Source organism: Modestobacter marinus (genome assembly GCF_011758655.1).
GTDB lineage: Bacteria > Actinomycetota > Actinomycetes > Mycobacteriales > Geodermatophilaceae > Modestobacter > Modestobacter marinus.
In genome coordinates this window covers 2,599,297-2,622,775 of sequence record NZ_JAAMPA010000001.1, presented here as the reverse complement: position 1 = coordinate 2,622,775, position 23,479 = coordinate 2,599,297, and the positions used below count along the sequence as shown (strand labels likewise).

Below are 23,479 nucleotides of genomic sequence, written 5' to 3'. Positions count from 1 at the left end.
CGCCCGGCGAGTCCCGGTCCGGACGCACCACGAGCCGGTCCCTGGGGGAACAGGGACCGGCTCGGGGCGGCTGGTCGGTGGCGCGGACGCCGAGCCGACCGGCGTGCCGCAGCGGGACCCGCTCCGGCGGTCGGTCCGGCCCGGGCCTCCCGGGAGGGGTGCGGGCCGTGGTCGTGGCTGCCGGGTCAGGCGTCGGCAGAGGCGAGGGCGTGGACTCCGCAGGAGCAGCCGGGGTTGCGGGCCGACAGCACCAGGGAGACCGCGTGGGCCCGGTCGCGGGCACCCAGCTTGCGCAGGATCGCCTTCACGTGGGACTTCACCGTGTCCTCGGAGATGAACAGGTTCTTCCCGATCGCCCGGTTCGACTGCCCCTGCAGCAACTCGTCGAGCACGTCGGACTCCCGGCGGGTCAACGGCACCTCCGGGGTCAGCTCCCGCGACACCGGCGCCTCAGCACCCTCACCGCGACGGATCTGCGGGTCCACCACCGTGCGCCCGGCACGCGCGGCCAGCACCGCCCAGCCCAGCAGCGTCGGGGAGGTGTTCATCAGCAGATACCCCCGCACCCCCGCCGCCAGCGCCTCGTTGACCACACCCGGGTCCTCCGAGGTCGCCAGCGCCACCACCGCCAGCTGCGGGAACCGGCGGCGCAGGTCCCGCACCGCGTTCAGCGTGGCTGCCCGGCCGGTGCCCAGCTCCACCACCACCGCATCCGGGCGGGCGGTCTCGGCCAGGGTCAGCGCGCGGCGCGGCTCCCCGGGGGTGCCCACCGCCTGCATGCCGGCGGTCTCGTTGATCATGCCGACCAGCCCACGGCGCAGCACCGGGGCGTCGGCCAGGATCAGGACGCGGGTGACGCCGCGGGGGGTGCTGGCCATGGGGATGGACACGGGGAGCTCCCCGTTCGAAGTCTGGTGACTCTCTGCTCGTCCATCGGACGGGTGAACGGAGTGCTTGAGCAACTTCTCGGGATCAGTGCCGAAACGCGCACAGATCATGCCGAACCCGACAGTGGCACTCGGGAGAGATCACCCCGGCACGGCGGCTCGACGACCGCCCGCAGGAGCCCCGGCTCAGTCGGACTGCGACTCACGGCCCGGCCGGGTGTGGACCGGCCGCCGGACCCGGCGCCACCCGGTGCCCGGTGGGCGACGGGACGGCCCGGTGAGGACGGCACCCCGGGAACGACGCCGCCGGCGCCAGGCGGTGAGCGGTACCGCGCCACCGAGACCCAGCACGTACGGGGCAGCGAGGGCGGCGGTGTCCTGCACCGGCGCCGGTTCGGGTGCGACGACGCCGGCGGCGTCCGCCTGGCCGGGCTGGATGTCCGGGCTGTCCAGCAGGGTGAACCGGTCCAGCGGCCAGACCACCAGGGCCGCCTTGCCGATGACGTCGTCCACGGCGATGGTGCCGGAGTACCGGTCGTCCATGTGCTGCTTGGAGTCCGCCGAGGCCGAACGGTGGTCGCCCATCACCCAGAGCCGGCCCTCGGGCACGGTGACCGGCGGGAACTCCCGCCCGCCGGAGCCGCCGGTGTCCAGCGGGGAGTCCTGGTAGATGTAGGGCTCGTCGAGCGGCTCTCCGTCGACCAGGACCCGCCCCTGCGGGTCGCAGCACTCGACGGTCTGCCCCTCGGTGGCGATGACCCGCTTGACGTAGTCGTCCTCGCTGGGCGGGGCCACACCGATCGCCCGGCCCAGGGTCAGGGCGGCGCCGGTGAACCAGTTGGTGGGCTCCTCCACCGCGATCTCCGGGGACCAGGTGTCCGGGCCCTGGAACACCACGATGTCGCCGGGCTCGGGCTCGCCGAACCAGTAGGGCACCTTGTTGACCAGCACCCGGTCACCCGTGCAGCCGGTGCAGCCGTGCAGCGTCTGCTCCATGGAGCCCGACGGGATGAAGAACGCCTGCACCAGGAAGGTCTTCACCAGCAGGGCGAGCACGAAGGCGATGACCAGCAGCACCGGCAGCTCACGCAGCAGCGAGCCCTTCTTGGGCTGCTGGCGCCGACCGCGTCCAGCGGCCGCCGCCCCGGTCGAGGTCGTGGCGGCGGGGTCGGCGGTGTCGTGGTCGGCGGGGGGACGCCCGGGGTCACCGGAGTCGGCGGCTTCAGCGGGCCCGTGCGTGCTCATCGGCACCAGCGTACGGTCCGCTCCCCGCGGCGTCCGGCGCACTGCTGCGCGGCCGGATCGGTGTCGCCCACCCCACGAACGCGACCGGGCCGGCTGCGAGTGCAGCCGGCCCGGTCGGAGAGATCGCTGAGGTCAGCGGCTGACGACCTCGCGCTTCTCCTTGATCTTGGCGGCCTTGCCGCGCAGCTCACGCAGGTAGTACAGCTTCGCCCGGCGGACGTCACCGCGGGTCAGCACCTCGATCTTCTCGACGACCGGGGTGTGCACCGGGAAGGTGCGCTCCACGCCGACGCCGAAGCTGACCTTGCGGACGGTGAAGGTCTCGCGGATGCCACCACCCTGGCGACGGATGATCACGCCCTGGAAGACCTGCACACGCGAGCGGTTGCCCTCGATGACCCGCACGTGCACCTTCACGGTGTCCCCGGGCCGGAAGGTGGGGATGTCGTCGCGCAGCGACGCGGCGTCGAGGGCGTCCAGGGTGTTCATCGCAGCAGTCCTCAGTCCTAGCGGGAAAGTCGTCGTGGTACGGGCAGCGGTGTCCCGGTGCATCCGTACCGGGTGGCTGCGCTCCACCACCCGGTGGGGGTGCGGAGCCACCGTCGGGGTGAGCCGACGGCCTGCAGCAGCTCACTACTGTGCCACATCTTCAGTCGACGATGCGTGGCGGGCCCGTCCAGGGGCCGCCGAGCACCCCGGCCAGCGCCGTGGGGAGGTCCCGCGGGGCGAAGGTCTCGGTGCTGTCGGTGATCTCGGCGAGGGACCACCACCGGTGCGGTTCGTCCAGCTGCCGTTCGAGCTCGGTGCGCCCGCTGACGTCGACGTCGTGCGCCACGTCGCGCAGCACGAAGTAGGTCTCCCGGGCGTCCAGCAGGGTGTCGCCCCACCGGCCCTGCCAGCGGCGCAGCCACACCGGGCCCTCCAGCGCGGCCGGGTCGACGACGAGGGCGGTCTCCTCGGCCAGCTCGCGCACCGCCGCCGTCCGCAGGTCCTCACCGTCCTCCACCCCGCCGCCGGGGGTGAACCAGTACTCGACGGCCCCGGGCTCGCTGCGGGGCTGCAGCCCGCGCCCACCGAACAGCAGCACCCGCTGCCGGCGGTCGAGCACGAGCACCCGGGCCGCCGCGCGGACCCAGACGCGGGAGGTCACGCCTGCGGGTCCGCGTCCAGCGCCGCCCGGTCCGCGGGGGTCAGCGCCCCGTCGGGCAGCCCGGCGAGCAGGTCGGGACGACGGTCGGCGGTGCGGCGCAGCGACTGGGCCCGCCGCCAGCGGGCGATGGCGGCGTGGTCACCGGAGAGCAGCACCGGCGGCACCTCACGGCCGCGCCAGGTCGCCGGGCGGGTGTAGGAGGGGCCCTCCAGGAGCCCGTCGGCGTGCGAGTCGAACTCGACGGACTCGGCGTTGCCCACGACGCCGGGCAGGAGCCGGGTGACCGCCTCCACCATCACCAGCACCGCGGACTCCCCGCCGGCCAGCACGTAGTCACCGATCGAGACCTCGGAGACCGGGCCACCCTCGGCCGCCCAGTCGGCGACCCGCTGGTCGATGCCCTCGTAGCGGCCGCAGGCGAACACCAGCCCGGGCTCGGTGGCCCACCCGGCGGCCACCGCCTGGGTGAACGGCCGGCCGGCCGGGGTCGGGACGACGAGCCGGGTGCCGGGCGGGCGCACCGCCTCCAGCGCCCTCCCCCACGGCTCCGGGCGCATGACCATGCCCGGGCCGCCGCCGTACGGCGAGTCGTCGACCGTGCGGTGGACGTCGTCGGTCCACTGCCGCAGGTCGTGCACGCCGACGGAGACCAGGCCCCGGGCGGCGGCCTTCCCGAGCAGGGACTGGCCCAGCGGGGCGAGGTACTCGGGGAAGATCGTCAGGACGTCGATCCGGAACGTCACAGGTCGAGCAGCCCCTCGGGCGGGTCGACGACCAGCCGCCCGGCGGCGAGGTCGACGCTGGGGACGATCGCGGTCACGAACGGCACCAGCACCTCCCCACCCTCGGGACGGCGCAGCACGAGCAGCTCGGTGCCCTCGTGCCGGACGCCGGTGACCTCACCGACCGGGGAGCCGTCGGGCAGCACGGCGGCCAGCCCGACGAGCTGGTGGTCGTAGAAGGAGTCCGGGTCGTCCAGCTCCGGCAGCTCGGCGACGGGCACCAGCAGCTGGGTGTTGCGCAGCGCGTCGGCCGCCTCGCGGTCGGCGACCACGGTGCCGTCGGGCAGCACCAGGGTGAGCAGCAGCGTGCCGCTGTGCCAGCGGGCCGCCTCGATGGTCAGCGGCCCCCGCGTGGCGGGCTCGGTGAGCAGCGTGGCGCCGGGGGTGAACCTCAGGTCGGGGTCGTCGGTGCGCACCTCGACGGTCACCTGACCACGGACACCGTGGGGCCGGCCGATGCGGCCGACCACCACGGTGTCGGTGTCGTGCGGGGTGGCGCCAGCGGCGCCGGGAGTGCTCAGCGCCCGTCGGTGTCGACGACGTCGACCCGCAGGCCGCGCCCACCGACACCGGTCATCACCTGACGCAGCGCCTTGGCGGTGCGCCCGCCGCGGCCGATGACCTTGCCGAGGTCGTCGGGGTGCACCCGGACCTCGAGGGTCTTGCCGCGCCGGCCGTTGACGAGGTCGACCACGACGTCGTCGGGGTTGTCGACGATGCCCTTGACCAGGTGCTCGAGCGCCTCTTCGAGCACGTCTTACTCGGCGGGCTTCTCGGCCGCGGCGGGCTCAGCCGCAGCCGGCTCGGCTGCCGGGGCCTCGGCGGCAGGCGCCTCGTCGGCGGCCTTGGGAGCAGCCTTCTTCTTCGGCGTGGTCGCGTCGGCGGACGGCTCGTTCATGGCGGCCCGAGCGGCCTCCTCGTAGACGGCCTTCTTGTCGGCCTTGGGGGCCGCGACCTTCATCGGGGCCGGAGCCGGCTCGCCCTTGAACTTCTGCCAGTCACCGGTGACCCGGAGGATGGCGGCGACGGCCTCGGTCGGCTGGGCGCCGACGCCGAGCCAGTACTGCGCGCGCTCGCTGTCGACCTCGATGAAGGACGGGTCCTCCTTCGGGTGGTACTTGCCGATCGTCTCGATCGACCGGCCGTCCCGCTTGGTGCGGGCGTCGGCGACGACGATGCGGTAGTAGGGCGCGCGCATCTTGCCCAGGCGCATGAGCTTGATCTTGGTGGCCACGGTGTGTGGTGTGCTCCTCGAACGTGTGTGGTTGCTCGCCGGAGACGACGCGTGGGGGTACGCCGGGGCGGAGCGATGGACACGGGCGGGGATGGTGAGAGGGCCGCCCACCGCCGTGTTCGACAGACCATGATGCCAGACGTGACGACCCCTCCTCCAACCCAACCCATGACGGCCCCGCTGCCGGGGCCCGGCGCGAGCTCGGGAGCGGCGAGGGGCGGCGGGGTCCTCCACCACGTGGAGCTGTGGGTGCCCGACCTCGGCCGCGCCGAGGCCTCCTGGGGGTGGCTGCTCACCGCACTGGGCGCCGCGCCGTTCCAGGAGTGGGAGCACGGCCGCTCGTGGCGCTGGGGCGAGGACGGCACCTACGTGGTGGTGGAGCAGTCACCGGCGCTCACCGGCGACCGGCACGAGCGACGGGCCCCCGGGCTCAACCACCTGGCCTTCTGGGTCCCCGAACGGCCCCGTCCCGAGGCTCGCGGCGAGCTCGCGAGTCGTGAGGAGGACGGGGTCCTTCCACTCGACGCGCTGGTCGCCGAGGCGCCCGCGCACGGCTGGCGACTGCTGTTCCCCGACCGGCATCCGTTCGCCGGGGGCCCGGAGCACCGGGCCGCCTACCTCGAGGACGCCGACGGCTACGAGGTGGAGCTGGTCGCGGCCCCGCCCGGCTCGTGAGGCGGCACCAGGAAGCCGCCCCAGCCGTCGTAGCGGCCCCCGTGCCGCCCGACGACCGCCACGATCTCCCGGGTGAAGGCGGCCGCGGTCGCGTGGTCCACCGGGGTCATGGCGCTGAACTCGAGCCAGACGGTGAGCAGCCGGCGGTACAGCCCGTCCACCCGGTAGCCGGCGGCGGTGAGCTCCTCCCCCGCCGCGGTGGCCGCCGACCGGGACCGGAAGCCGGCCAGGTGGTCGATCGGCCGGGGAGAGCGCACCTGGTCGCCGTGCCCCAGGTTCGCCTCGACCGTCTCGGCGGTGCGCCGGAGCTGGGAGTCCAGGTCCTGCTGCACCACTGGCTCAGCTGCGCACGGCGGCGAGGACCGCGGTGGCGGCCTCGGCGACCGGCACGTCGGCGCGCTCACCGGTGGCTCGGTCGCGCACCTCGATGACGCCCTCGGCCAGCCCGCGCCCGACCGTCACGATCGTCGGCATGCCCAGCAGCTCGGCGTCCTTGAACTTCACCCCGGGCGAGACCTTCGGCCGGTCGTCGTAGAGGACGGTGAGCCCGGCGGCGACCAGCTCCTCGGCCAGCGACTGCGCCGCCTCGAACACGGCGGCGTCCTTGCCGGTGGCGACCAGGTGCACGTCGGCCGGGGCGATCTCGCGCGGCCAGACCAGGCCCAGCTCGTCGTGCGTGGACTCGGCGATCGCGGCCACCGCCCGGGAGACCCCGATGCCGTAGGAGCCCATGGTGACGGTGACGAGCTTGCCGTTCTCATCGAGCACCTTGAGGTCCAGCGCCTCGGCGTACTTGCGGCCGAGCTGGAAGATGTGGCCCATCTCCACCCCGCGGGCCAGCTCCAGTGGGCCGGAGCCGTCGGGGGCGGGGTCACCGGGCAGCACCTCGGCGGCCTCGATCACGCCGTCCCAGCTGAAGTCCCGGCCGGCCACGAGGTCGAACACGTGCTTGCCGGCCTCGTTGGCGCCGGTGATCCACCGGCTGCCGGGGACGACGCGGGGGTCGACGAGGTAGCGGATGCCGGACTTCCCCTCCGCGCCGAGGACCTGCGGCCCGATGTAGCCCTTGACCAGGTCGGGGTGCGCGGCGAAGTCGGTGAACGGCTCGACCTCGGCCGGGGCGAGCTGCGCCTCCAGCCGCTTGGCGTCCACCTCGCGGTCGCCGGGCAGGCCGATGACCAGCGGCTCCCGGGTGCCGTCGGGGTGGGCGAGGGTGACGACGACGTTCTTCAGCGTCGAGGCGCCGGTGTACCCGGCGTCGGGGAACAGCTCGTTCGCCGCCGCGACCAGCGTCTCGATGGTCGGGGTGTCGGGGGTGTCCTCGACGTGCGCCTCGGGCAGCCCGTCGAACGGGACCGACTCGGGGACGACGGTGGCGACGGCCTCGACGTTGGCGGCGTACCCGCCGGGTGAGCGGACGAAGGTGTCCTCGCCGATCGACGTCGGGTGCAGGAACTCCTCGCTCTTGGACCCGCCCATCGCGCCGGACATCGCCGACACGATCACGTAGTCCAGGCCCAGCCGATCGAAGATCCTGATGTAGGCGGCCCGGTGGGCGGCGTAGGAGGCGTCCAGCCCGGCGTCGTCCACGTCGAAGGAGTAGCTGTCCTTCATGGTGAACTCGCGGCCGCGGAACAGCCCGGCCCGGGGCCGCGCCTCGTCCCGGTACTTGGTCTGGATCTGGTACAGCGAGAGCGGCAGGTCCTTGTAGGACCCGTAGAGGTCCTTCACCAGGAGCGTGAACATCTCCTCGTGGGTGGGGCCGAGCAGGAAGTCGTTGCCCCGCCGGTCCTGCAGACGGAAGAGGTTGGGCCCGTACTCGGTCCAGCGGCCGGTCGCCTCGTAGGGCTCCCGCGGCAGCAGCGCCGGGAAGTGCACCTCCTGCGCGCCCATCGCGTCCATCTCCTCGCGGACGACGCGCTCGACGTTCCGGAACACCCGCCAGCCCAGCGGCAGCCAGGTGAACCCACCCGGCGCGGCGCGCCGGATGTAGCCGCCCCGGGCGAGCAGCCGGTGGCTGGGGACCTCGGCGTCGGCGGGGTCGTCGCGGAGGGTGCGCAGGAACAGGGAGGACATCCGAAGGAGCACGTGAGGAGTGTCCCAGGCGGCCACAGGACGCCGTCCATCGGTTTGCTCAGGCGACGACCTCAGGCGACGACCTCAGGCGACGACGCGGCCGCGGAGGACCATCCGCTGCGGTCGCTGCAGCGTGTCGAGGTCGACCCGGGGGTCGGTCTCGTAGACGACGATGTCGGCGGGCGCACCCTCGGTGAGGCCCGGCAGGCCCAGCCACTCGCGCGCACCCCAGGAGCCGGCGGCCAGCGCGGCCTCGACGGGCAGCCCGGCCGCGTGCAGCGCCCGGATCTCGTCGGCGATGACCCCGTGGTCGATGCCCCCACCGGCGTCGGTGCCGGCGAACACGGGCACCCCGGCCTCGAAGGCCGCGCGCACCACGGCGCCGGAGTTCGCGTACAGCCGGCGCATGGTGGAGGCGTAGGACGGGAACCTGGCCTCCCCCGCGGCCGCGAAGCCGGGGAAGTTCTCCACGTTCACCAGCGTCGGGACGACGGCGGTGCCCCGGCGGGCCATCTCCCCCACCAGCTCCTCGGTCAGCCCGGTGCCGTGCTCGATGCAGTCGATGCCGGCGGCGAGCAGCCCGGGCAGCGCGTCGGTGCCGAAGGTGTGCGCGGTGACCCGCGCGCCCTCCTCGTGGGCGGCGGCGATCGCCGCGGCCACGACGTCGTCCGGCCACTCCGGGGCCAGGTCGCCGACGCCGCGGTCGATCCAGTCCCCCACCAGCTTCACCCAGCCGTCGCCGCGCCGGGCCTGCACCCGGACCTCGGCCACCAGGTCGGCCGGCTCCAGCTCGATCGCCAGCCCGGGGATGTAGCGGCGGGGCGCGGCGATGTGCCGGCCGGCCCGGATGACCCGGGGCAGGTCCAGGTGCTCGTCGAGCACCCGGGAGTCGACCGGGGACCCGCAGTCGCGCAGGGCCAGCACCCCGGCGGCACGCTCCTCCAGCGCCTGGGCGCGCAGGTCCTCGACGCCGGTGGCGTGGACCCCGCCGTTGCCGATGCCGACGTGGCAGTGCGCGTCGACCAGACCCGGCAGCAGGAAGCCACCGCGGCTGACCGTCTCGGCCCCCGCGACCGGCTGGAAGGTGATCCGCCCCGCACTCACCCAGAGGTCGCGGTGCTCACCCTCGGGGAGGACGACGCCGGACAGGTGCAGGGCAGGCGCGACGGCGGTGGTCACCGGCCCTGCTGGTCCTTGAACTGGCTGAAGTCCAGCTTGCTCAGGTCGGGCAGCGCCTGACCGGGCGGCAGACCGGGCATCCCGCCCGGCACCCCCCCGGGCAGCTGGCCGGGAGCCCCGCCCATCCCGCCGGGGGCGCCGATCGGCCGCCGGGCCGGGCCGCCCTTCTTGCCGCCCTTGCCCTTCTTCCCCTTGCCGCGGGCCTGCACCTGGTTCTGCCGGCCGCGCTGCTTCTTCGACATCGGGCCCATGCCCGGCAGACCCATGCTGCCGGCCATCTGGCCCATCATCTTCTGCGCCTGGGCGAAGCGCTCCAGCAGGTGGTTGACGTCGGTGACGCTCATCCCCGAGCCGTTCGCGATCCGCACCCGGCGCGAGGCGTTGATGATCTTCGGGGTGGCCCGCTCGGCCGGGGTCATCGACCGGATGATGGCCGCGGTGCGGTCCAGGTCCCGCTCGTCGACCTGCGCGAGCTGCTCCTTCATCTGCCCGGCGCCGGGCAGCATGCCGAGCAGGTTCGCGATCGGGCCCATCTTGCGGATGGCCATCATCTGCTCGAGGAAGTCCTCGAGGGTGAAGCCCTCCCGGCTGGCGAGCTTGCCGGCCATCTTCTCGGCCTGGTCGGCGTCGAAGGCCTGCTCGGCCTGCTCGATCAGGGTCAGCACGTCGCCCATGCCGAGGATGCGCGAGGCCATCCGCTCGGGGTGGAAGACGTCGAAGTCGGCCAGCTTCTCGCCGGTCGAGGCGAACATGATCGGCTGCCCGGTCACGTGCCGGACCGACAGCGCGGCACCACCGCGGGCGTCACCGTCGAGCTTGGTCAGGACGACGCCGGAGAAGCCGACGCCCTCCTGGAAGGCGGTGGCCGTGGTGACCGCGTCCTGGCCGATCATCGCGTCGACGACGAACAGCGTCTCGTCGGGCGAGACGGCGTCGCGGATGCCCGCGGCCTGGGCCATCAGCTCGGCGTCGATGCCCAGCCGGCCGGCGGTGTCGACGACGACGACGTCGTGCTGGGTGCGCCGGGCGTGGTCGATGGAGTCGCGCGCGACGGCGATCGGGTCGCCCACGCCGTTGCCGGGCTCCGGTGCGTAGACGTCGACGCCGGCCTGCCCGGCCACCACCGACAGCTGCTGCACGGCGTTGGGGCGCTGCAGGTCACAGGCGACCAGCAGCGGGGTGTGCCCCTGGGCCTTGAGCCAGCGGCCGAGCTTGCCGGCCAGCGTCGTCTTGCCGGCGCCCTGCAGGCCGGCGAGCATGATCACCGTCGGCGACTGCTTGGCGTAGCGGATCCGGCGGGTCTCCCCGCCGAGGATGCCGACCAGCTCCTCGTTGACGATCTTGATGATCTGCTGCGCCGGGTTCAGCGCCGCGGAGACCTCCGAGCCGCGCGCCCGCTCCTTGACCGCGGTGATGAAGGACCGGACGACCGGCAGCGCGACGTCGGCCTCGAGCAACGCGATGCGGATCTCCCGCGCGGTCGCGTCGATGTCCTCGTCGGAGAGCCGGCCCTTGCCGCGCAGACCGGTGAAGACCTTGTCCAGGCGGTCGGAGAGGGTCTCGAACACAACACGTCCTCAGGCAGTCGGGCGCGCAGCCACCGCCCATTGCGGACGGCTCGGCTCGGGCACCCGGGGCCACCCCGGAGCCGTCGCGCCACCTGCGACCAGCCTAACGACCCCCGGGCCGACGCGGTCGCCCGCGGCGTGCACGGGGCGGCTCAGTCGCCGTCCGGCCCGTCGGTCACGAGCGCGAGGAAGGCGCTCACCGGCACGTGCGCCTCCAGCGGGTGCCGGAACCGCCGACCGGGGACGACGGTGTAGCGGTTGCGCCGCCCCACCCGTTCCCGCAGCACGTACCCGGCGTCCTCCAGGTCGGCCACGATCATCTGCACGGCACGCTCGGTGATTCCCACCTGCTCGGCGATGTCCCGCATCCGCACGTCGGGGTCGGCCGCCAGGCTCACGAGCACGTGCCCGTGGTTGGACAGGAAGGTCCAGCCAGGGGGTGGGGTGGTCACCCGCGGCAGCGTATGCCGCTCACCCGGGACGGCCGAACGGGTGGACAGGGGAATCTGATTTCGGGTACTGTGCTGCGTACGAGGGGAGTACCCGCCGCACCGCGGTGTCGCCGCCCGACAGTCCCGGCCCCGTGCCCGGGCGCGACCGGCCCGAGGGCCGGGAGAGACCTCGTCACCCCGGGGAGCACCCGTGCCCACGATGACCCGCCCTGGCCCGCGCCGCCCACTGCCGGCGCCACCGACACGAGCCGCAGGTCCCCCGCCTCCGGGAGCACGCCGCCGACTGCTGGCGGTGGTGCTCGAGGAGGCCGACGTCGACACCGTCCTGCCCCCGGCGCTCGCCTCCGCGGTGCTCGACGCCCGGCCCCTGACCGTCGCCGTCCTCCGCCCCCATCCCGGGTGGACCATCGACGCCCGGCTGATGGCGGTCCTCGCCGAGGTGTCCGATCGCGAGACCGGGCGGCTGACCACCCGCGTGACCGAGCGGCTCCGGGCCGCCGAGGTGGAGGCCGAGGTCGTCGTCCACCTGCTGCACGGCCTGGACGGGCGCCGCCGGGCGACCGTGCTGACCCGGGCACTGCGCGAGCTCGCCCGCCGGCACGACGCCGAGCCGATCATGCGACCACTGCAGTGAGCCGGCAGCCCCGGCCAGGCGTCCTCTCCCCCGCTCAGGTCGTCGCACTGCAGGCGCCCCGGGTCTACCCGTCGGTCTCCGTCCTGGCGACGACCTCCCCCGCTCCCCGGATGACCGGCGAGGACGCGCGCACCCTCGCCCGGCTGACCGCGTACGCGACGTCCCGGCTGTGCGCGGAGGACCCACCCGGCCGGGAGGACGTCGTCCGGGTGCTCGGCCGGACGGTGGCGAAGGCGGCCGCCGGACCCACCGGCGAGGCGATCGGCATCTTCGTCAGCTCCACGACCAGCGAGGTGGTGCGGCTGCCGATCCCGGTCACCGACCGGGTGGTCATCGACCCCACCTTCGCCACCCGCGACCTGGTCCGCAGCCTGCACCGGACCCCACGGCACGTGGTGCTCCTGCTGTCCGAACGGGAGGCCCGCCTCCTGGACGGCGTCGGCGAGCTGCTCACCCCGGCGGTGGGGTCGGGCTTCCCCCTCCACGCCCCTGACCGCGACTCCGGCGGGTCCTTCCTGCGCGAGGTGGACCGCACACTCGGCACCTACCTGCGCCTGCACCCCGCCCCGCTCGTCCTGGTCGGGGCCGAGCGCACCGTCGCCGAGTTCCGCAGGACCTCACGCAACACCGACCGGCTGGCCGGGACGGTCACCGGCGCCCTGACGAACGCACCGCTGAGCCGGCTGACCCCGCGGATCCGGGTGGTCCTCGAGCGCTACCTCTCCTCCCGGCAACGGGAGGCGCTGGACCTGCTGGACCGGCGCCGTTCACGCGGTCGGGTGGTGGACGGCATCGCCGCGGCGTGGCTGGCCGCGCGGGCCGAGCGCCCCGAGGCGCTCGCCGTCGAGGAGGGCTTCGTCTTCCCGGCCCGGCTCAGCGAGGACGGCGACCTCCTCACCCCCGCCGACGACGTCGAGCACCCCGACGTCATCGACGACGCCGTCGACGAGCTGATCGAGACGGTGTTGTCGCGTGGCGCGTGGGTGGCGTTCGTCGACGACGGGACCCTGCCGGACCGGGTCGCCCTCGCCGTGCGCTGAGCGACGGGCTCAGGCGGCGCGGTGCCAGGTCACCGCCACCGGACGGTGCACGTCCCCGCTGACCAGGGCGGTGCCACAGTCGGTGCAGGCCCACTCCGGGCAGGCGCCGCCGTCCTCGGTGTGCCCGTCGATGCACTCGGGCTGCTCGAAGTCGGTGTCGTGCCCGCACGTCGGGCAGGGCCACTGCTGCAGGTCGCTCACGGGTGCGTCCCCTCTCGTCTCGGCGCCGGTCGTCGGGAGCGCGCTCCCGTCCGGCACGTCGAACGTCCCACGGGGGTACGACAGAACCGTGGACCTCAGCCGGGCGGCGTGTCGCGCTTGACGCCCGGCCCCCCGGCCGTCGTCGGCGCGGCCGGGGCGGCCGGCCCGGGGGCCGGGCCACCGGCCGCGGACACCAGCGCCTCCTCGACCCGGCGGCGCCGCCCGGCGTCCATCGTCGCGCCGGCGGGGTCGCAGACGTAGAAGGAGTCGAGCGCATCGGCGCCGAGGGTCTCGATCCGTGCCGAGGTCACGTCCAGCCCCTGGTCGGCCAGCGCGGAGGTCAGCCGGTAGAGCAGGCCGGCCCGGTCGCCCGCGCGGACCTCCACGATGCTGGCGGCGGCGCCGTCGACCTCGCTGTCGTGCCAGGAGATGCGGGGCGGCGCCGCACGGTCCCCGTGCTGGCGGTAGTCGATCTCCCGCTGCCGCAGCCGGTCGGCCAGCGGCAGCGTCCCCTCCAGGGCGGCCCGGACGCCGTCGGCCAGGATCTCCGGCACCGGCGCCCGGCCGAACCGCGGGCGCACCGCGAACACCGACGTCGCCTGCCCGCCCTCGACCGAGATGCTGGCCGCCCGGACGTCGAGCTGGTTCAGCGCCAGCACGCCCGCGCAGCGGCTGAACAGGCCGGGCCGGTCCGGCGCCAGGAAGGTCACCTGCTGGCCGTCGGCGACGTCCCGCACGCCCACCGAGATGCGCCCGCCCTCCCCCGCGGGCCCCGGGCCCGAGGAGCTGACCTGCGGGGTGGTCGGCTCCAGCACCGGCCCGGGCGCCGGGGCGGCCACCAGGTGGGCCCGGACCCGGGCGACCAGCGCCGCGACCAGGTGTGCCTTCCACGGCGACCAGGCCGAGCTGCTGGTCGCCGCGCCGTCGGCCTGCGCCAGCGCGTGCAGCAGCTCCAGCAGCGCGGTGTCCCGGCCGATCGTCTCGGCGACCCGGTCGATGGTCGCGTGGTCGTCGATGTCCCGCCGGGTGGCGGTCGCCGGCAGCAGCAGGTGGTGGCGCACCATCGCGGCCAGCGTGGCGACGTCCGGTGGCGAGAAGCCCATCCGGGTCGCCACCTCCGCGGCGATCGGCTCCCCCACGACGCTGTGGTCACCGGGCCAGCCCTTGCCGATGTCGTGCAGCAGGGCGCCGACCAGCAGCAGGTCGGGCCGGTCGACGTCGCGGGTCAGCTCCGACGCCGCCGCGGCGGCCTCCACCAGGTGCCGGTCGACGGTGAACCGGTGCCACGGGTGCCGCTGCGGCAGCGACCGCACCCGGTCCCACTCCGGCAGCATCCGGGCCAGCAGCCCCTCCTGGTCCAGCTGCTCGACGACCGGGACGGCGCTGCGGCCACTGGCCAGCAGCCGGAGGAAGGACCAGCGCACCTCTGCGGGCCACGGCTCCGGCAGCGCCGGCGCGTGCACGGCCAGCACCTTGAGCGTGTAGGGCGACAGCAGCAGGTCCGCGCGGGCGGCGGCGGCGGCACCGCGCAGCACCAGCCCGGGGTCGGCGGCCGGCCGGGCGTCCCGCGCCAGCACCACCTCGTCGCCCTGCCGGACCAGCCCCTCGGCCAGCGGCTCGCGCCGCACCCGCCGGTACCGGGCCCGCGGACGCCGGACGAGCGAGGCGTCGACCCGCCGCCAGGTCTCGTCGGCGACGAAGGCCAGCCGGCGGCCGGCCAGGCTCACCCGGCGCAGCAGGACGTCGTCGTCGGCCAGCCCGAGCGCCTGCGCCACCGCGGCCTGCTCCTGGCGGACCAGCGCGTCGCCCGCCCGCCCGGTGCTGCGGCGCAGCGCGTCCCGCACGTCGAGGAGGAAGTCGTAGGCCTCCCCCGCGTCGGCCGGCGGCTCGTCGGCCAGCTGGGCGGCGGCCAGGGCCCGCAGCACCTGCCCCTCGCGCAGCCCGCCGTAGGCCTCCTTGAGGTCGGGCTCCAGCAGGAACCCCAGCTCACCGACCAGCCGGCTCCGCTCCCGGCGGATGTCCCGCAGCTGGGGCAGCAGCCGGCCGGCGTGCTGACGCCACGAGCCCAGCGTCGCCGTCCGCAGGCCCGCGGTCACCTCCGGGTCGCCGGCGACGTGGCGGGCGTCCAGCAGCCCCAGCCCTGCCTTGACGTCGTCGGCGGCCACCGAGACCGCCTCGGCGACCGTCCGCACGGAGTGGTCCAGCCGCACCCCGGCGTCCCAGATCGGGTACCACAGGGCGTCGGCGACGGCGGCGATCTCGCCCCGGCCGTCGTGCACCAGCACCAGGTCCAGGTCACCGTGCGGGGGCAGCTCCCGGCGGCCGAGGCTGCCCACGGCCACCAGGGCGATCCCGGCCCCCGCGGGCTCGGCCGGTGGGCCGCCCCGGCGGCGGGAGGCCCGGGGGGTGCCGGCGAGCGCGTCGTCCAGCAGGCCGGCCAGCCAGTCGTCCAGCGCCTGCACCCGCTCGGCGCGGGGCAGGGCGGGGAGGGTCGCGAGGTCGAGCACGGGCACCTCTCGGTCGTCCAGCGGGGGGGACGGCGTCGGCCGGGGCAGCGGGTCTCCCCGCCACCCCGGCCGACGTCCGGGCTCAGTGCCGGCCCCGTCCCGAGGCTCGCCCGAGCGTGCGGGGGACGGCGTCCTCTGTCAGAGCGCGTCGGCTCCGCGCTCACCGGTCCGGACCCGGACGATCTCGTCGATCGTGGTCACCCAGACCTTGCCGTCACCGATCTGGCCGGTGGAGGCCGACTCGACGACCGCGTCGACGACCCGCGCCGCGTCGTGCTCACTGACGACGACCTCGATCCGCACCTTCGGCACGAAGTCCACCTGGTACTCCGCGCCGCGGTAGACCTCGGTGTGGCCCCGCTGACGGCCGAACCCCTGCACCTCGCTGACCGTCAGGCCGGCGATGCCGATCAGCTCCAGGGCGTTCTTGACGTCGTCGAGCTTGAACGGCTTGACGATCGCGGTGACGAGCTTCATGCCCGGCTCCCTTCCGTGTTGCGCGCCTCGGCGCGTGCCTGGCCACCCAGGGGCGCGGTGCTGCCACCGCCGCCCAGGGAGGCGAAGTCGTACCCGGACTCAGCGTGCACGACGGTGTCGATGCCGGTCACCTCGTCCTCCTCGGTGAGCCGGAACCCGATCGTCTTCTGGATGAGGAAGCCGATCACCAGGGTGAGGACGAAGGAGAACACGAGCACCGCCAGGGCGCCCACGACCTGGCGCCACAGCTGGTCGACGCCGCCACCGTAGAAGAGGCCGTCCACCCCCGCCGGGGCGGCGGCCGTGCCGACGAAGCCCACCATGATGGTGCCGACGAGCCCACCCACGAGGTGGACGCCGACGACGTCGAGCGAGTCGTCGTAGCCGAGCTTGAACTTCAGGCCCACCGCGAGGGCGCACAGCGCACCGGCGAGGGCGCCGACGATGATCGCGCCGATCGGGGAGACCGCCGAGCACGCCGGGGTGATGGCCACCAGGCCGGCCACGACGCCGGACGCGCCACCCAGCGACGTGGAGTGCCCGTCACGCATCTTCTCCACCAGCAGCCAGGCCAGCGTCGCGGCACCGGTGGCGACCAGGGTGTTCACCCAGGCGACGGCGGCGGTGTTGTTCGCGGCGAGCGCGGAGCCGGCGTTGAAGCCGAACCAGCCGAACCACAGCAGCCCGGCGCCGATCATCACCAGCGGCAGGTTGTGCGGCCGCATGGCGTCCCGGCCGAAGCCACGGCGCTTGCCCAGCACGAGGGCCAGGGCCAGACCGGCGGCACCGGCGTTGATGTGCACCGCGGTGCCACCGGCGAAGTCGATCGCAGCGAGGTTGTTGGCGATCCAGCCACCGGTGTGGGTGACCACGCCGTCGTCGTCGGTGAGGGTGAAGTCGAAGACCCAGTGCGCGACCGGGAAGTAGACGACGGTCGCCCAGATGCCGGCGAAGACCATCCAGGAGCCGAACTTGGCCCGGTCGGCGATGGCGCCGGAGATCAGCGCGACGGTGATGATGGCGAAGACCGCCTGGAAGCCGACGAACGCCATGGTCGGCAGGCCGCCCTCCTCGGTCGTGAGGTCCTCCATCAGACCGGCCAGGCCGAAGAACTCGGTCGGGTCGCCGAGCAGGCCGAAGCCGACGTCGTCACCGAAGGCGAAGGAGTAGCCGTAGAGGACCCACAGCACGCTGATCAGGGCCAGCGCGCCGAAGCTCATCATCATCATGTTCAGCACGCTCTTGGCGCGGACCATGCCGCCGTAGAAGAGCGCGAGACCTGGGGTCATCAGCAGCACGAGAGCCGCGCTGGTGAGGATCCAGGCGGTGTCGCCGGTGTTGACCACGGCAACCTCCTGAGGGTGTCGTCGGCCATCGGCCGCAAGCGGGGGCCCCGAGGGGCCTCGGGCGTGCCACCGCCGGAGGAGGCGGTGCGGAGAAGACGGTGCCGACACCGTGTTTCCGTCTGCGGCGTGGACGTGTTTCGCCGCGGTGAACTCCCCAGCGCGTGTCGCCGCGTTGTGTTCCGGCCGTGTTGCAGGCGCACCGTCCGACCCGCAGATGTGTCGGCCGGAGTGCGCTGGGTCACGACACCGGGCGTTCACGCGCGCTTCTTGCGAAGAGTGTGCAAGTGCCAATGACGTGCAATAAGCTCGCCGGGCGTTCGACCGCGGGCACCTTGTCACCGGCCGCGCTCAGCACCCCGAGGTCCGGAGGTCCGTGTGCACGTCCCTGATGGCTTTCTCGACGCCACGACCAGCACCGGTACCGCCGTGGTCGCCGCCGCCGGCGTCGCCCTCGCGCTGCGCGGCTCACGCCACGAGCTCGACGAGCGCACCGCGCCGATGGCCGGGCTCACCGCGGTCTTCGTCTTCGCGGTGCAGATGATGAACTTCCCGGTCGCCTTCGGCACCAGCGGCCACCTCATGGGCGGTGCGCTGGCCGCGGTCCTGGTCGGGCCCTGGACGGCGGTGCTGTGCCTGACCGTCGTCCTCATGGTCCAGGCCCTGGTCTTCGCCGACGGCGGCCTCACGGCGCTGGGCACGAACGTCACCCTGCTCGGCCTGGTGGCGATCGGCGTCGGCTACGGCGTCTTCCGGGGGCTGCGGGCCGTGCTGCCGGCCACCCGCACCGGCCTGCTGACCTCCGCCGGGGTGGGCGCCTTCCTCTCCGTGCCGGTGGCCGCCCTGGTCTTCGTCGCACTGTTCGGACTGGGCGGCGTCGCCGACGTCGCGCTCGGCCCGGTCACCGTGGCCATGGTCGGGGTGCACCTGCTGATCGGCCTGGGCGAGGCGGTCATCACCGTCGCCGTCCTCGGTGCGGTGCTCACCGTCCGGCCGGACCTGGTCCGCGGCGCCCGGCACCTGCAGCGGGCCCGGGCGCTGGCCCCCCGGCCGGACCTGCCGGCGCGCACCGCCGCGGACGCCCGATGACCCGCACCCGCACCTTCGTGCTGATCGGGGTGGTCGTCGCGCTGCTCATCGCCGGTGTGGGCAGCTGGTACGCCAGCTCCGCGCCCGACGGGCTGGAGGCGACCGCCGAGGAGCAGGGCTTCGGTTCGACCGCCCGGGACAGCGCGGCCGCCGACTCGCCGCTGGCCGACTACACCGCGTCCTGGATCGGGGACGACCGGCTCTCCGGCGGCCTGGCCGGGGTCATCGGCGTGCTCCTGGTGCTGGCGCTGACCAGCGTCCTGGTCCTGCTGGTGCGCCGGCGCTCGACCACGGACGACGGAGCTCCCCGGCCCGACGCCCGCCGGCACTGAGGTGGGCGCGGGACACGGCGGGGCGCTGGCCGCGGCCTACGTGCCGGGCGACAGCCCGGTGCACCGGCTGGCGCCGCACACCAAGCTCGTCGCCGTCCTCGCCTTCGCCCTGGTGGTCGTGGCGACCCCGGTGCACGTCGGGTGGGCGGCGGCGGCCTACGCCGGCTTCCTGGTCCTGCTGCTGATCGTCGCCGCGGTGGCCCGGGTGCGGCCCGGGCGGCTGCTGCGGGGCCTGGTGGTCGAGGTGCCCTTCGTCCTCTTCGCCGTCCTGCTGCCGTTCGTCTCCCGCGGCCCCCGCACCGACGTGCTCGGGGTGTCCCTGTCCGAGAGCGGGCTCGCCGCCGGCGGCAGCATCCTGGCCAAGGCCACGCTGTCGGTGCTGGCCGCGACCCTGCTGGCCGCCACCACCGATGCCCGGGCGCTGCTGCGCGGGCTGGAGCGGCTGCGACTGCCCATGGTGCTGGTCCAGATCCTCAGCTTCATGATCCGCTACGCCGACGTGGTCGGGGGCGAGCTGGGCCGGATGCGGGTGGCCCGGGAGTCCCGCGGGTTCCGCGGCCGTCACCTGGGGGCCCTCAAGGTGCTCGGCCCGGCCGCCGGCTCGCTGTTCATCCGCTCCTACGAGCGCGGCGAGCGGGTGCACCTGGCGATGCTGTCGCGGGGCTACACCGGGCGGTTGCCCGGCGGGCCGGTGGCGGTCGTCGGCGGGCGGGCCTGGGCGACCGCGCTCAGCCTCCCCCTGGCTGCGGTCGCCGTGCTGGCAGCGGGTTCACTGCTGGGGTGAGCACCCCCGTCCCCTCGTTGCTCGTCGACGACCTGGCGTTCGCCTACCCCGACGGGCACCAGGCCCTCTACGGCGTCGACCTGCGGCTGGAGGCCGGCGAGCGGGTCGCGCTGCTGGGGCCCAACGGGGCGGGCAAGACCACGCTGGTGCTGCACCTCAACGGCATCCTGCGCGGCGGCCGCGGCCGGGTGGAGGTCGCCGGGCTGCCGGTCGAGGAGCGGCACCTGCAGGAGGTCCGGCGCCGGGTGGGGATCGTCTTCCAGGACCCGGACGACCAGCTGTTCATGCCCACGGTCGGCGAGGACGTCGCCTTCGGTCCCCGCAACCTCGGCCTGCCCGAGCCCGAGGTCGCCCGGCGGGTGGCCGACGCCCTGGCCGCGGTCGACATGGCCGACGCCCACGACCGCGCACCCCACCACCTCTCCTTCGGCCAGCGCCGGCGGGTCGCCGTGGCGACGGTGCTGTCGATGCAGCCGGAGGTGCTGGTGCTCGACGAGCCGAGCAGCAACCTCGACCCGGCCGGCCGGCGCGAGCTCGCCGAGGTGCTCCAGGCGCTGCCGATCACGCTGCTGATGGTCACCCACGACCTGCCCTACGCCCTGCAGCTCTGCCCCCGGTCGGTGGTGCTGGACGGCGGGGTGGTGGTCGCCGACGGCCCGACCCGGGAGCTGCTGGCCGACCCTGGGCTGCTGGCCGCGCACCGGCTGGAGCTGCCCTTCGGCTTCGACCCCCGCGCCGTCGGCTGATGGACGGGTCACCGATGCGCCGGGCGGCCCACGACCTGCCGGTGCCCGACTTCGCCCGCATCTTCGACGAGGCCCCGGCGCCGTTCCTGCTGCTCACCCCGGACCTGGTCATCGTGCACGCCAACCGGGCGCGGCTGGAGGCGACCGCGACCACCCTCGAGGACACCGTCGGGCGGCACCTGTTCGACGTCTTCCCGCGCAACCCCGCCGACCCGGCAGCCGACGGCGTGGCGAACCTGGGCGCCTCGCTGGCCGAGGCCCGGGACACCCGCCGGCCGGTCACCATGCCCATCCAGAAGTACGACATCCCGCTGCCCGACGGCAGCTGGACGGAGCGCTTCTGGAGCCCGCGGAACGTGCCGATCCTGGACGACGACGGGGAGGTCGTCCTGCTGCTGCACCGCTCGGACGACATCACCGACTACATCCGCGACCGGGACGAGGCGCGCCAGGCGGCCGAGCGCGGCCAGATCCGGGTGGAGCAGGTGGAGAGCGACCTCTTCGCCCGCACCCGGGAGCTCGAGCAGTACAACGCCGCGCTCCAGCTCAGCAGCCAGCGGGAGCGGCGCACCGCCCGCTCCCTCGCCGGGCTGGCGACGACCGTCTCCGCCCTGGCCACCGCCGAGACCACGGCCGGGCTGCTGCACCTGCTGTTCGAACAGGGCCGGTCGGCGCTGGGTGCCAGCGCCGCCTCGGTCGTCCTGCGCACGCCCGACGGCGAGGGCCTGGCCCTCACCGAGGACCGCGGCAGCCGGTTGCTCTCCGCGGACCTGCCGGTGGACTCACCGCTGCCGATGGCCCGCGCCGCCGTGCGCGGCGAGCGGGTGCTCATCACCGACGCCGAGGCCGACCAGCCCCGGCACCCCGACGCCGTCCGCCTCCTCCGCGGCCTGGGCATCCGCTCGTGGGCCGCTCTCCCGCTGCGGTCGGGCGGACGGCTGCTGGGGTCCTGGACGATCGGCTGGGCCGACCCGCGGGAGTTCGACGACGACGACGTCCGGGTGCTGGAGGCCCACGCGGCCCAGTGCGGGCAGGCGGTGGAGCGGGTGACCCGGCTGGAGGCCGAGCGGCGGCGGGCGAAGGCGACCCGCAGCCTGGCCGAGGCCCTCCAGCGGTCCCTGCTCACCGCTCCGCCACAGCCGCCCGGCCTGCGCATCGCGGTGCGCTACCGGCCCGCGGCGCAGGAGGCGCAGGTCGGCGGCGACTGGTACGACGCCTTCCTCACCCCCGGCGGCGCCACCACCCTGGTCGTCGGCGACGTCACCGGCCACGACCGGACCGCGGCGGCCGTGATGGCCCAGCTGCGCAACCTGCTGCGGGGCATCGCCCACTCCCTGGACGCGCCACCCGCCGCGGTGCTGAGCGCCCTCGACCGCGCTCAGCAGGGCCTCGGGGTGACCACCCTGGTCACCGCGGTGCTCGCCCGGGTCGAGGAGGGCCCTGGTGGGATCCGCCGGCTCCGCTGGTCCAACGCAGGGCACCCGCCGCCCCTGATCGTGCGGGCGGACGGGACGCCGGAGCTGCTGGAACGACCGCACGACCTGCTGCTGGGCGTGGACCCCGACCGGCTCCGCACCGAGCACGTCCTCGACCTGCACCCCGGCGACACCGTCGTGCTGTACACCGACGGCCTGGTGGAGCACCGCCGGTCGACGCTGGACGACGGCCTGGCCCGCCTGGTCGCCGCCGCGCAGGAACTGGCCGGCCGGCCGGTCGAGGAGCTGTGCGATGCACTGCTGGACCGGATGGCCCCGGAGCACGCCGACGACGTCGCGCTGCTCGCCCTGCGCATCGCCCCCGCCGCCTGAGCGCCTCCCTCAGGCGTCTCCCTCAGGCGTTGCCGACGAGCGCCTCGGCGAAGGCCTCCGGCTCGAACGGCGCCAGGTCGTCGGGCCCCTCCCCCAGCCCGATCAGCTTCACCGGGATGCCCAGCTCACGCTGCACGGCGACGACGATGCCGCCCTTGGCCGTGCCGTCGAGCTTGGTGAGCACGACCCCGGTGACCTCGACGGCCTCGGTGAACACGCGGGCCTGCACGACCCCGTTCTGACCGGTGGTGGCGTCGAGCACCAGCAGCACCTCGTCGACCGGCCCGTGCTTCTCCACGACCCGCTTGACCTTGCCCAGCTCGTCCATCAGACCCGACTTGGTGTGCAGCCGCCCCGCGGTGTCGACCAGGACGGCGTCCACCTCGGCCTCGGTGCCGGTGCGGACCGCCTCGAAGGCCACCGACGCCGGGTCACCGCCCTCGCGACCGCGGACGGTGAGCACCCCGACCCGCTCGCCCCAGGTCTCCAGCTGGTCGGCGGCGGCCGCACGGAAGGTGTCGGCGGCCCCGAGCAGCACGCTCTTCCCGTCACCCACCAGCACCCGGGCGATCTTGCCGACCGTCGTCGTCTTGCCGGCACCGTTCACCCCGACCACCAGGACCACGGCCGGGCGCCCGTCGTGCCGGGAGGTGTGCAGGGTCCGGTCCAGGTCCGGGCCCAGGACGGCGGTGAGCTCGCGGACGACCAGGTCGCGCAGCTGCAGGCCCGAGGCGGTGGCCAGCACCAGGCTCTGGGTGCGCAACCGGTTCACGATCTGGGTGGTGGCGGCGACGCCGACGTCGGCGGCCAGGAGCGTCTCCTCGACCTCCTCCCAGTCGTCCTCGGTGAGCTTCTCCCGGGCCAGCACGGTGAGCAGGCCGCGGCCCAGCGACGACTGCGAGCGGGCCAGCCGCGAGCGCAGCCGGATCAGCCGGCCGGCCGAGGGCGGCGGGGTGTCGAAGACCAGGCCGGGCTCCGGCTCCGCCGGCAGGTCGACCGGTGAGGTCGGCTCGGTCCCGGTCGGCGCGGCAGGGGTGGGGGGCCCGGTGTACCGGTCGGCCGCGGTGGCGCCCGAGGTCGGGTCCGGGGCGATCGGCGGGCGGGTGAGCGTGGTGCCGCGCGCGGCGTCGGAGTCCAGCCGGGTGGTGCGCCGGCCGCGGTTGACGAGCAGCCCGACCCCGGCGATGAGGGCGACGACGAGGATCGCGATCGCGATCAGCACGAACTCCATGCCGACAGTCTCCCAGGATCATGGGGCAGGCTGTGCCCC

The 23,479-nt window shown here is 74.6% G+C and carries 26 protein-coding genes; 8 read left to right on the top strand and 18 right to left on the bottom strand.

What is annotated here, in order from left to right:
* Positions 1 to 185 precede the first annotated feature (185 nt).
* From FB380_RS12430 to rpsP, 8 genes are all read right to left on the bottom strand, one after another.
* Entirely contained in the window at positions 186 to 890 is a 705-nt protein-coding gene (locus tag FB380_RS12430; RefSeq protein ID WP_166755305.1) for a response regulator transcription factor, read from the bottom strand.
* A gap of 183 nt (positions 891 to 1,073) precedes the next feature.
* The gene (lepB, locus tag FB380_RS12425; RefSeq protein ID WP_166755304.1) at positions 1,074 to 2,132 is read right to left on the bottom strand and encodes a signal peptidase I; all 1,059 of its coding nucleotides are present in this window, start codon (positions 2,130 to 2,132) and stop codon (positions 1,074 to 1,076) included.
* A gap of 132 nt (positions 2,133 to 2,264) precedes the next feature.
* Positions 2,265 to 2,621, bottom strand: a complete 357-nt coding sequence (gene rplS / locus FB380_RS12420) for a 50S ribosomal protein L19 (RefSeq protein WP_166755303.1) — start codon at positions 2,619 to 2,621, stop codon at positions 2,265 to 2,267.
* 160 nt (positions 2,622 to 2,781) lie between these two features.
* Positions 2,782 to 3,282 carry an NUDIX hydrolase gene (locus FB380_RS12415; RefSeq protein ID WP_166755302.1) on the bottom strand — a complete coding sequence of 167 codons (501 nt, stop codon included), beginning with the start codon at positions 3,280 to 3,282 and terminating at the stop codon, positions 2,782 to 2,784.
* Entirely contained in the window at positions 3,279 to 4,025 is a 747-nt protein-coding gene (gene trmD / locus FB380_RS12410; RefSeq protein ID WP_166755301.1) for a tRNA (guanosine(37)-N1)-methyltransferase TrmD, read from the bottom strand. Before trmD ends, FB380_RS12415 begins: the two co-directional genes overlap by 4 nt.
* Positions 4,022 to 4,534 (bottom strand): ribosome maturation factor RimM, encoded by a 513-nt coding sequence (rimM, locus tag FB380_RS12405; RefSeq protein WP_312018799.1) that lies wholly within the window; start codon positions 4,532 to 4,534, stop codon positions 4,022 to 4,024. Before rimM ends, trmD begins: the two co-directional genes overlap by 4 nt.
* 47 nt (positions 4,535 to 4,581) lie before the next feature.
* Positions 4,582 to 4,818, bottom strand: coding sequence for an RNA-binding protein (locus tag FB380_RS12400; protein ID WP_014742367.1), 237 nt, complete (start codon positions 4,816 to 4,818; stop codon positions 4,582 to 4,584).
* Positions 4,819 to 4,821: 3 nt separating this feature from the next.
* Positions 4,822 to 5,298, bottom strand: coding sequence for a 30S ribosomal protein S16 (rpsP, locus tag FB380_RS12395; RefSeq protein WP_166755299.1), 477 nt, complete (start codon positions 5,296 to 5,298; stop codon positions 4,822 to 4,824).
* 75 nt (positions 5,299 to 5,373) lie between these two features.
* Between rpsP and FB380_RS12390 the strand changes: the two genes are divergently transcribed.
* Positions 5,374 to 5,973: a VOC family protein gene (locus tag FB380_RS12390; protein ID WP_188959595.1), complete on the top strand. Its 600-nt coding sequence runs from the start codon at positions 5,374 to 5,376 to the stop codon at positions 5,971 to 5,973.
* Here FB380_RS12390 and FB380_RS12385 read toward each other — a convergent pair.
* The 5 genes from FB380_RS12385 to FB380_RS24705 all read right to left on the bottom strand — a co-directional run bounded on the left by FB380_RS12385 (position 5,934) and on the right by FB380_RS24705 (position 11,248).
* A complete protein-coding gene (locus tag FB380_RS12385; RefSeq protein WP_166755297.1) occupies positions 5,934 to 6,308 on the bottom strand; it encodes a ribonuclease E inhibitor RraB in 375 nt (124 codons plus the stop codon). The genes FB380_RS12390 and FB380_RS12385 overlap by 40 nt on opposite strands.
* A gap of 4 nt (positions 6,309 to 6,312) precedes the next feature.
* Complete coding sequence (locus tag FB380_RS12380) at positions 6,313 to 8,061, bottom strand: proline--tRNA ligase (protein WP_166755296.1); 1,749 nt, start codon at positions 8,059 to 8,061, stop codon at positions 6,313 to 6,315.
* Positions 8,062 to 8,133: 72 nt separating this feature from the next.
* Positions 8,134 to 9,228, bottom strand: a complete 1,095-nt coding sequence (locus tag FB380_RS12375) for an amidohydrolase family protein (RefSeq protein ID WP_229682081.1) — start codon at positions 9,226 to 9,228, stop codon at positions 8,134 to 8,136.
* Positions 9,225 to 10,796 (bottom strand): signal recognition particle protein, encoded by a 1,572-nt coding sequence (gene ffh / locus FB380_RS12370; protein ID WP_166755295.1) that lies wholly within the window; start codon positions 10,794 to 10,796, stop codon positions 9,225 to 9,227. The genes FB380_RS12375 and ffh overlap by 4 nt, the downstream gene beginning before the upstream one ends.
* A gap of 152 nt (positions 10,797 to 10,948) precedes the next feature.
* Positions 10,949 to 11,248, bottom strand: a complete 300-nt coding sequence (locus tag FB380_RS24705) for a helix-turn-helix transcriptional regulator (protein WP_229682082.1) — start codon at positions 11,246 to 11,248, stop codon at positions 10,949 to 10,951.
* A 292-nt stretch (positions 11,249 to 11,540) separates the two neighbouring features.
* Between FB380_RS24705 and FB380_RS12360 the strand changes: the two genes are divergently transcribed.
* Positions 11,541 to 11,882 (top strand): hypothetical protein, encoded by a 342-nt coding sequence (locus FB380_RS12360; RefSeq protein ID WP_166753293.1) that lies wholly within the window; start codon positions 11,541 to 11,543, stop codon positions 11,880 to 11,882.
* On the top strand, positions 11,879 to 12,922 hold the full coding sequence (locus tag FB380_RS12355; RefSeq protein ID WP_166755293.1) for a baeRF3 domain-containing protein: 1,044 nt from the start codon (positions 11,879 to 11,881) through the stop codon (positions 12,920 to 12,922). The genes FB380_RS12360 and FB380_RS12355 overlap by 4 nt, the downstream gene beginning before the upstream one ends.
* A 9-nt stretch (positions 12,923 to 12,931) precedes the next feature.
* On the opposite strand, the gene FB380_RS12350 is transcribed toward FB380_RS12355, so the two are convergent.
* The 4 genes from FB380_RS12350 to FB380_RS12335 all read right to left on the bottom strand — a co-directional run bounded on the left by FB380_RS12350 (position 12,932) and on the right by FB380_RS12335 (position 17,453).
* Complete coding sequence (locus tag FB380_RS12350) at positions 12,932 to 13,123, bottom strand: hypothetical protein (protein ID WP_229682083.1); 192 nt, start codon at positions 13,121 to 13,123, stop codon at positions 12,932 to 12,934.
* 95 nt (positions 13,124 to 13,218) lie between these two features.
* Positions 13,219 to 15,630: a [protein-PII] uridylyltransferase gene (locus FB380_RS12345; RefSeq protein ID WP_166755292.1), complete on the bottom strand. Its 2,412-nt coding sequence runs from the start codon at positions 15,628 to 15,630 to the stop codon at positions 13,219 to 13,221.
* A 138-nt stretch (positions 15,631 to 15,768) separates the two neighbouring features.
* Positions 15,769 to 16,107, bottom strand: a complete 339-nt coding sequence (locus FB380_RS12340) for a P-II family nitrogen regulator (protein ID WP_091066026.1) — start codon at positions 16,105 to 16,107, stop codon at positions 15,769 to 15,771.
* Positions 16,104 to 17,453, bottom strand: a complete 1,350-nt coding sequence (locus tag FB380_RS12335; RefSeq protein WP_166755291.1) for an ammonium transporter — start codon at positions 17,451 to 17,453, stop codon at positions 16,104 to 16,106. The genes FB380_RS12340 and FB380_RS12335 overlap by 4 nt, the downstream gene beginning before the upstream one ends.
* 375 nt (positions 17,454 to 17,828) lie before the next feature.
* Here FB380_RS12335 and FB380_RS12330 point away from each other — a divergent pair, with 375 nt between their 5' ends.
* The 5 genes from FB380_RS12330 to FB380_RS12315 are packed head-to-tail and all read left to right on the top strand — an operon-like array spanning position 17,829 to position 22,209.
* Positions 17,829 to 18,539: an energy-coupling factor ABC transporter permease gene (locus FB380_RS12330; RefSeq protein ID WP_188959596.1), complete on the top strand. Its 711-nt coding sequence runs from the start codon at positions 17,829 to 17,831 to the stop codon at positions 18,537 to 18,539.
* Complete coding sequence (locus tag FB380_RS24130) at positions 18,536 to 18,871, top strand: PDGLE domain-containing protein (protein WP_188959597.1); 336 nt, start codon at positions 18,536 to 18,538, stop codon at positions 18,869 to 18,871. Before FB380_RS12330 ends, FB380_RS24130 begins: the two co-directional genes overlap by 4 nt.
* Position 18,872: 1 nt before the next feature.
* Positions 18,873 to 19,655 carry a cobalt ECF transporter T component CbiQ gene (gene cbiQ / locus FB380_RS12325; RefSeq protein ID WP_166755290.1) on the top strand — a complete coding sequence of 261 codons (783 nt, stop codon included), beginning with the start codon at positions 18,873 to 18,875 and terminating at the stop codon, positions 19,653 to 19,655.
* On the top strand, positions 19,652 to 20,401 hold the full coding sequence (locus tag FB380_RS12320; protein ID WP_166755289.1) for an energy-coupling factor ABC transporter ATP-binding protein: 750 nt from the start codon (positions 19,652 to 19,654) through the stop codon (positions 20,399 to 20,401). Before cbiQ ends, FB380_RS12320 begins: the two co-directional genes overlap by 4 nt.
* Positions 20,401 to 22,209 carry a SpoIIE family protein phosphatase gene (locus FB380_RS12315; protein WP_208382828.1) on the top strand — a complete coding sequence of 603 codons (1,809 nt, stop codon included), beginning with the start codon at positions 20,401 to 20,403 and terminating at the stop codon, positions 22,207 to 22,209. The genes FB380_RS12320 and FB380_RS12315 overlap by 1 nt, the downstream gene beginning before the upstream one ends.
* A gap of 22 nt (positions 22,210 to 22,231) precedes the next feature.
* Here FB380_RS12315 and ftsY read toward each other — a convergent pair whose 3' ends face one another.
* Positions 22,232 to 23,440 carry a signal recognition particle-docking protein FtsY gene (ftsY, locus tag FB380_RS12310; protein WP_166755288.1) on the bottom strand — a complete coding sequence of 403 codons (1,209 nt, stop codon included), beginning with the start codon at positions 23,438 to 23,440 and terminating at the stop codon, positions 22,232 to 22,234.
* Positions 23,441 to 23,479 lie beyond the last annotated feature (39 nt).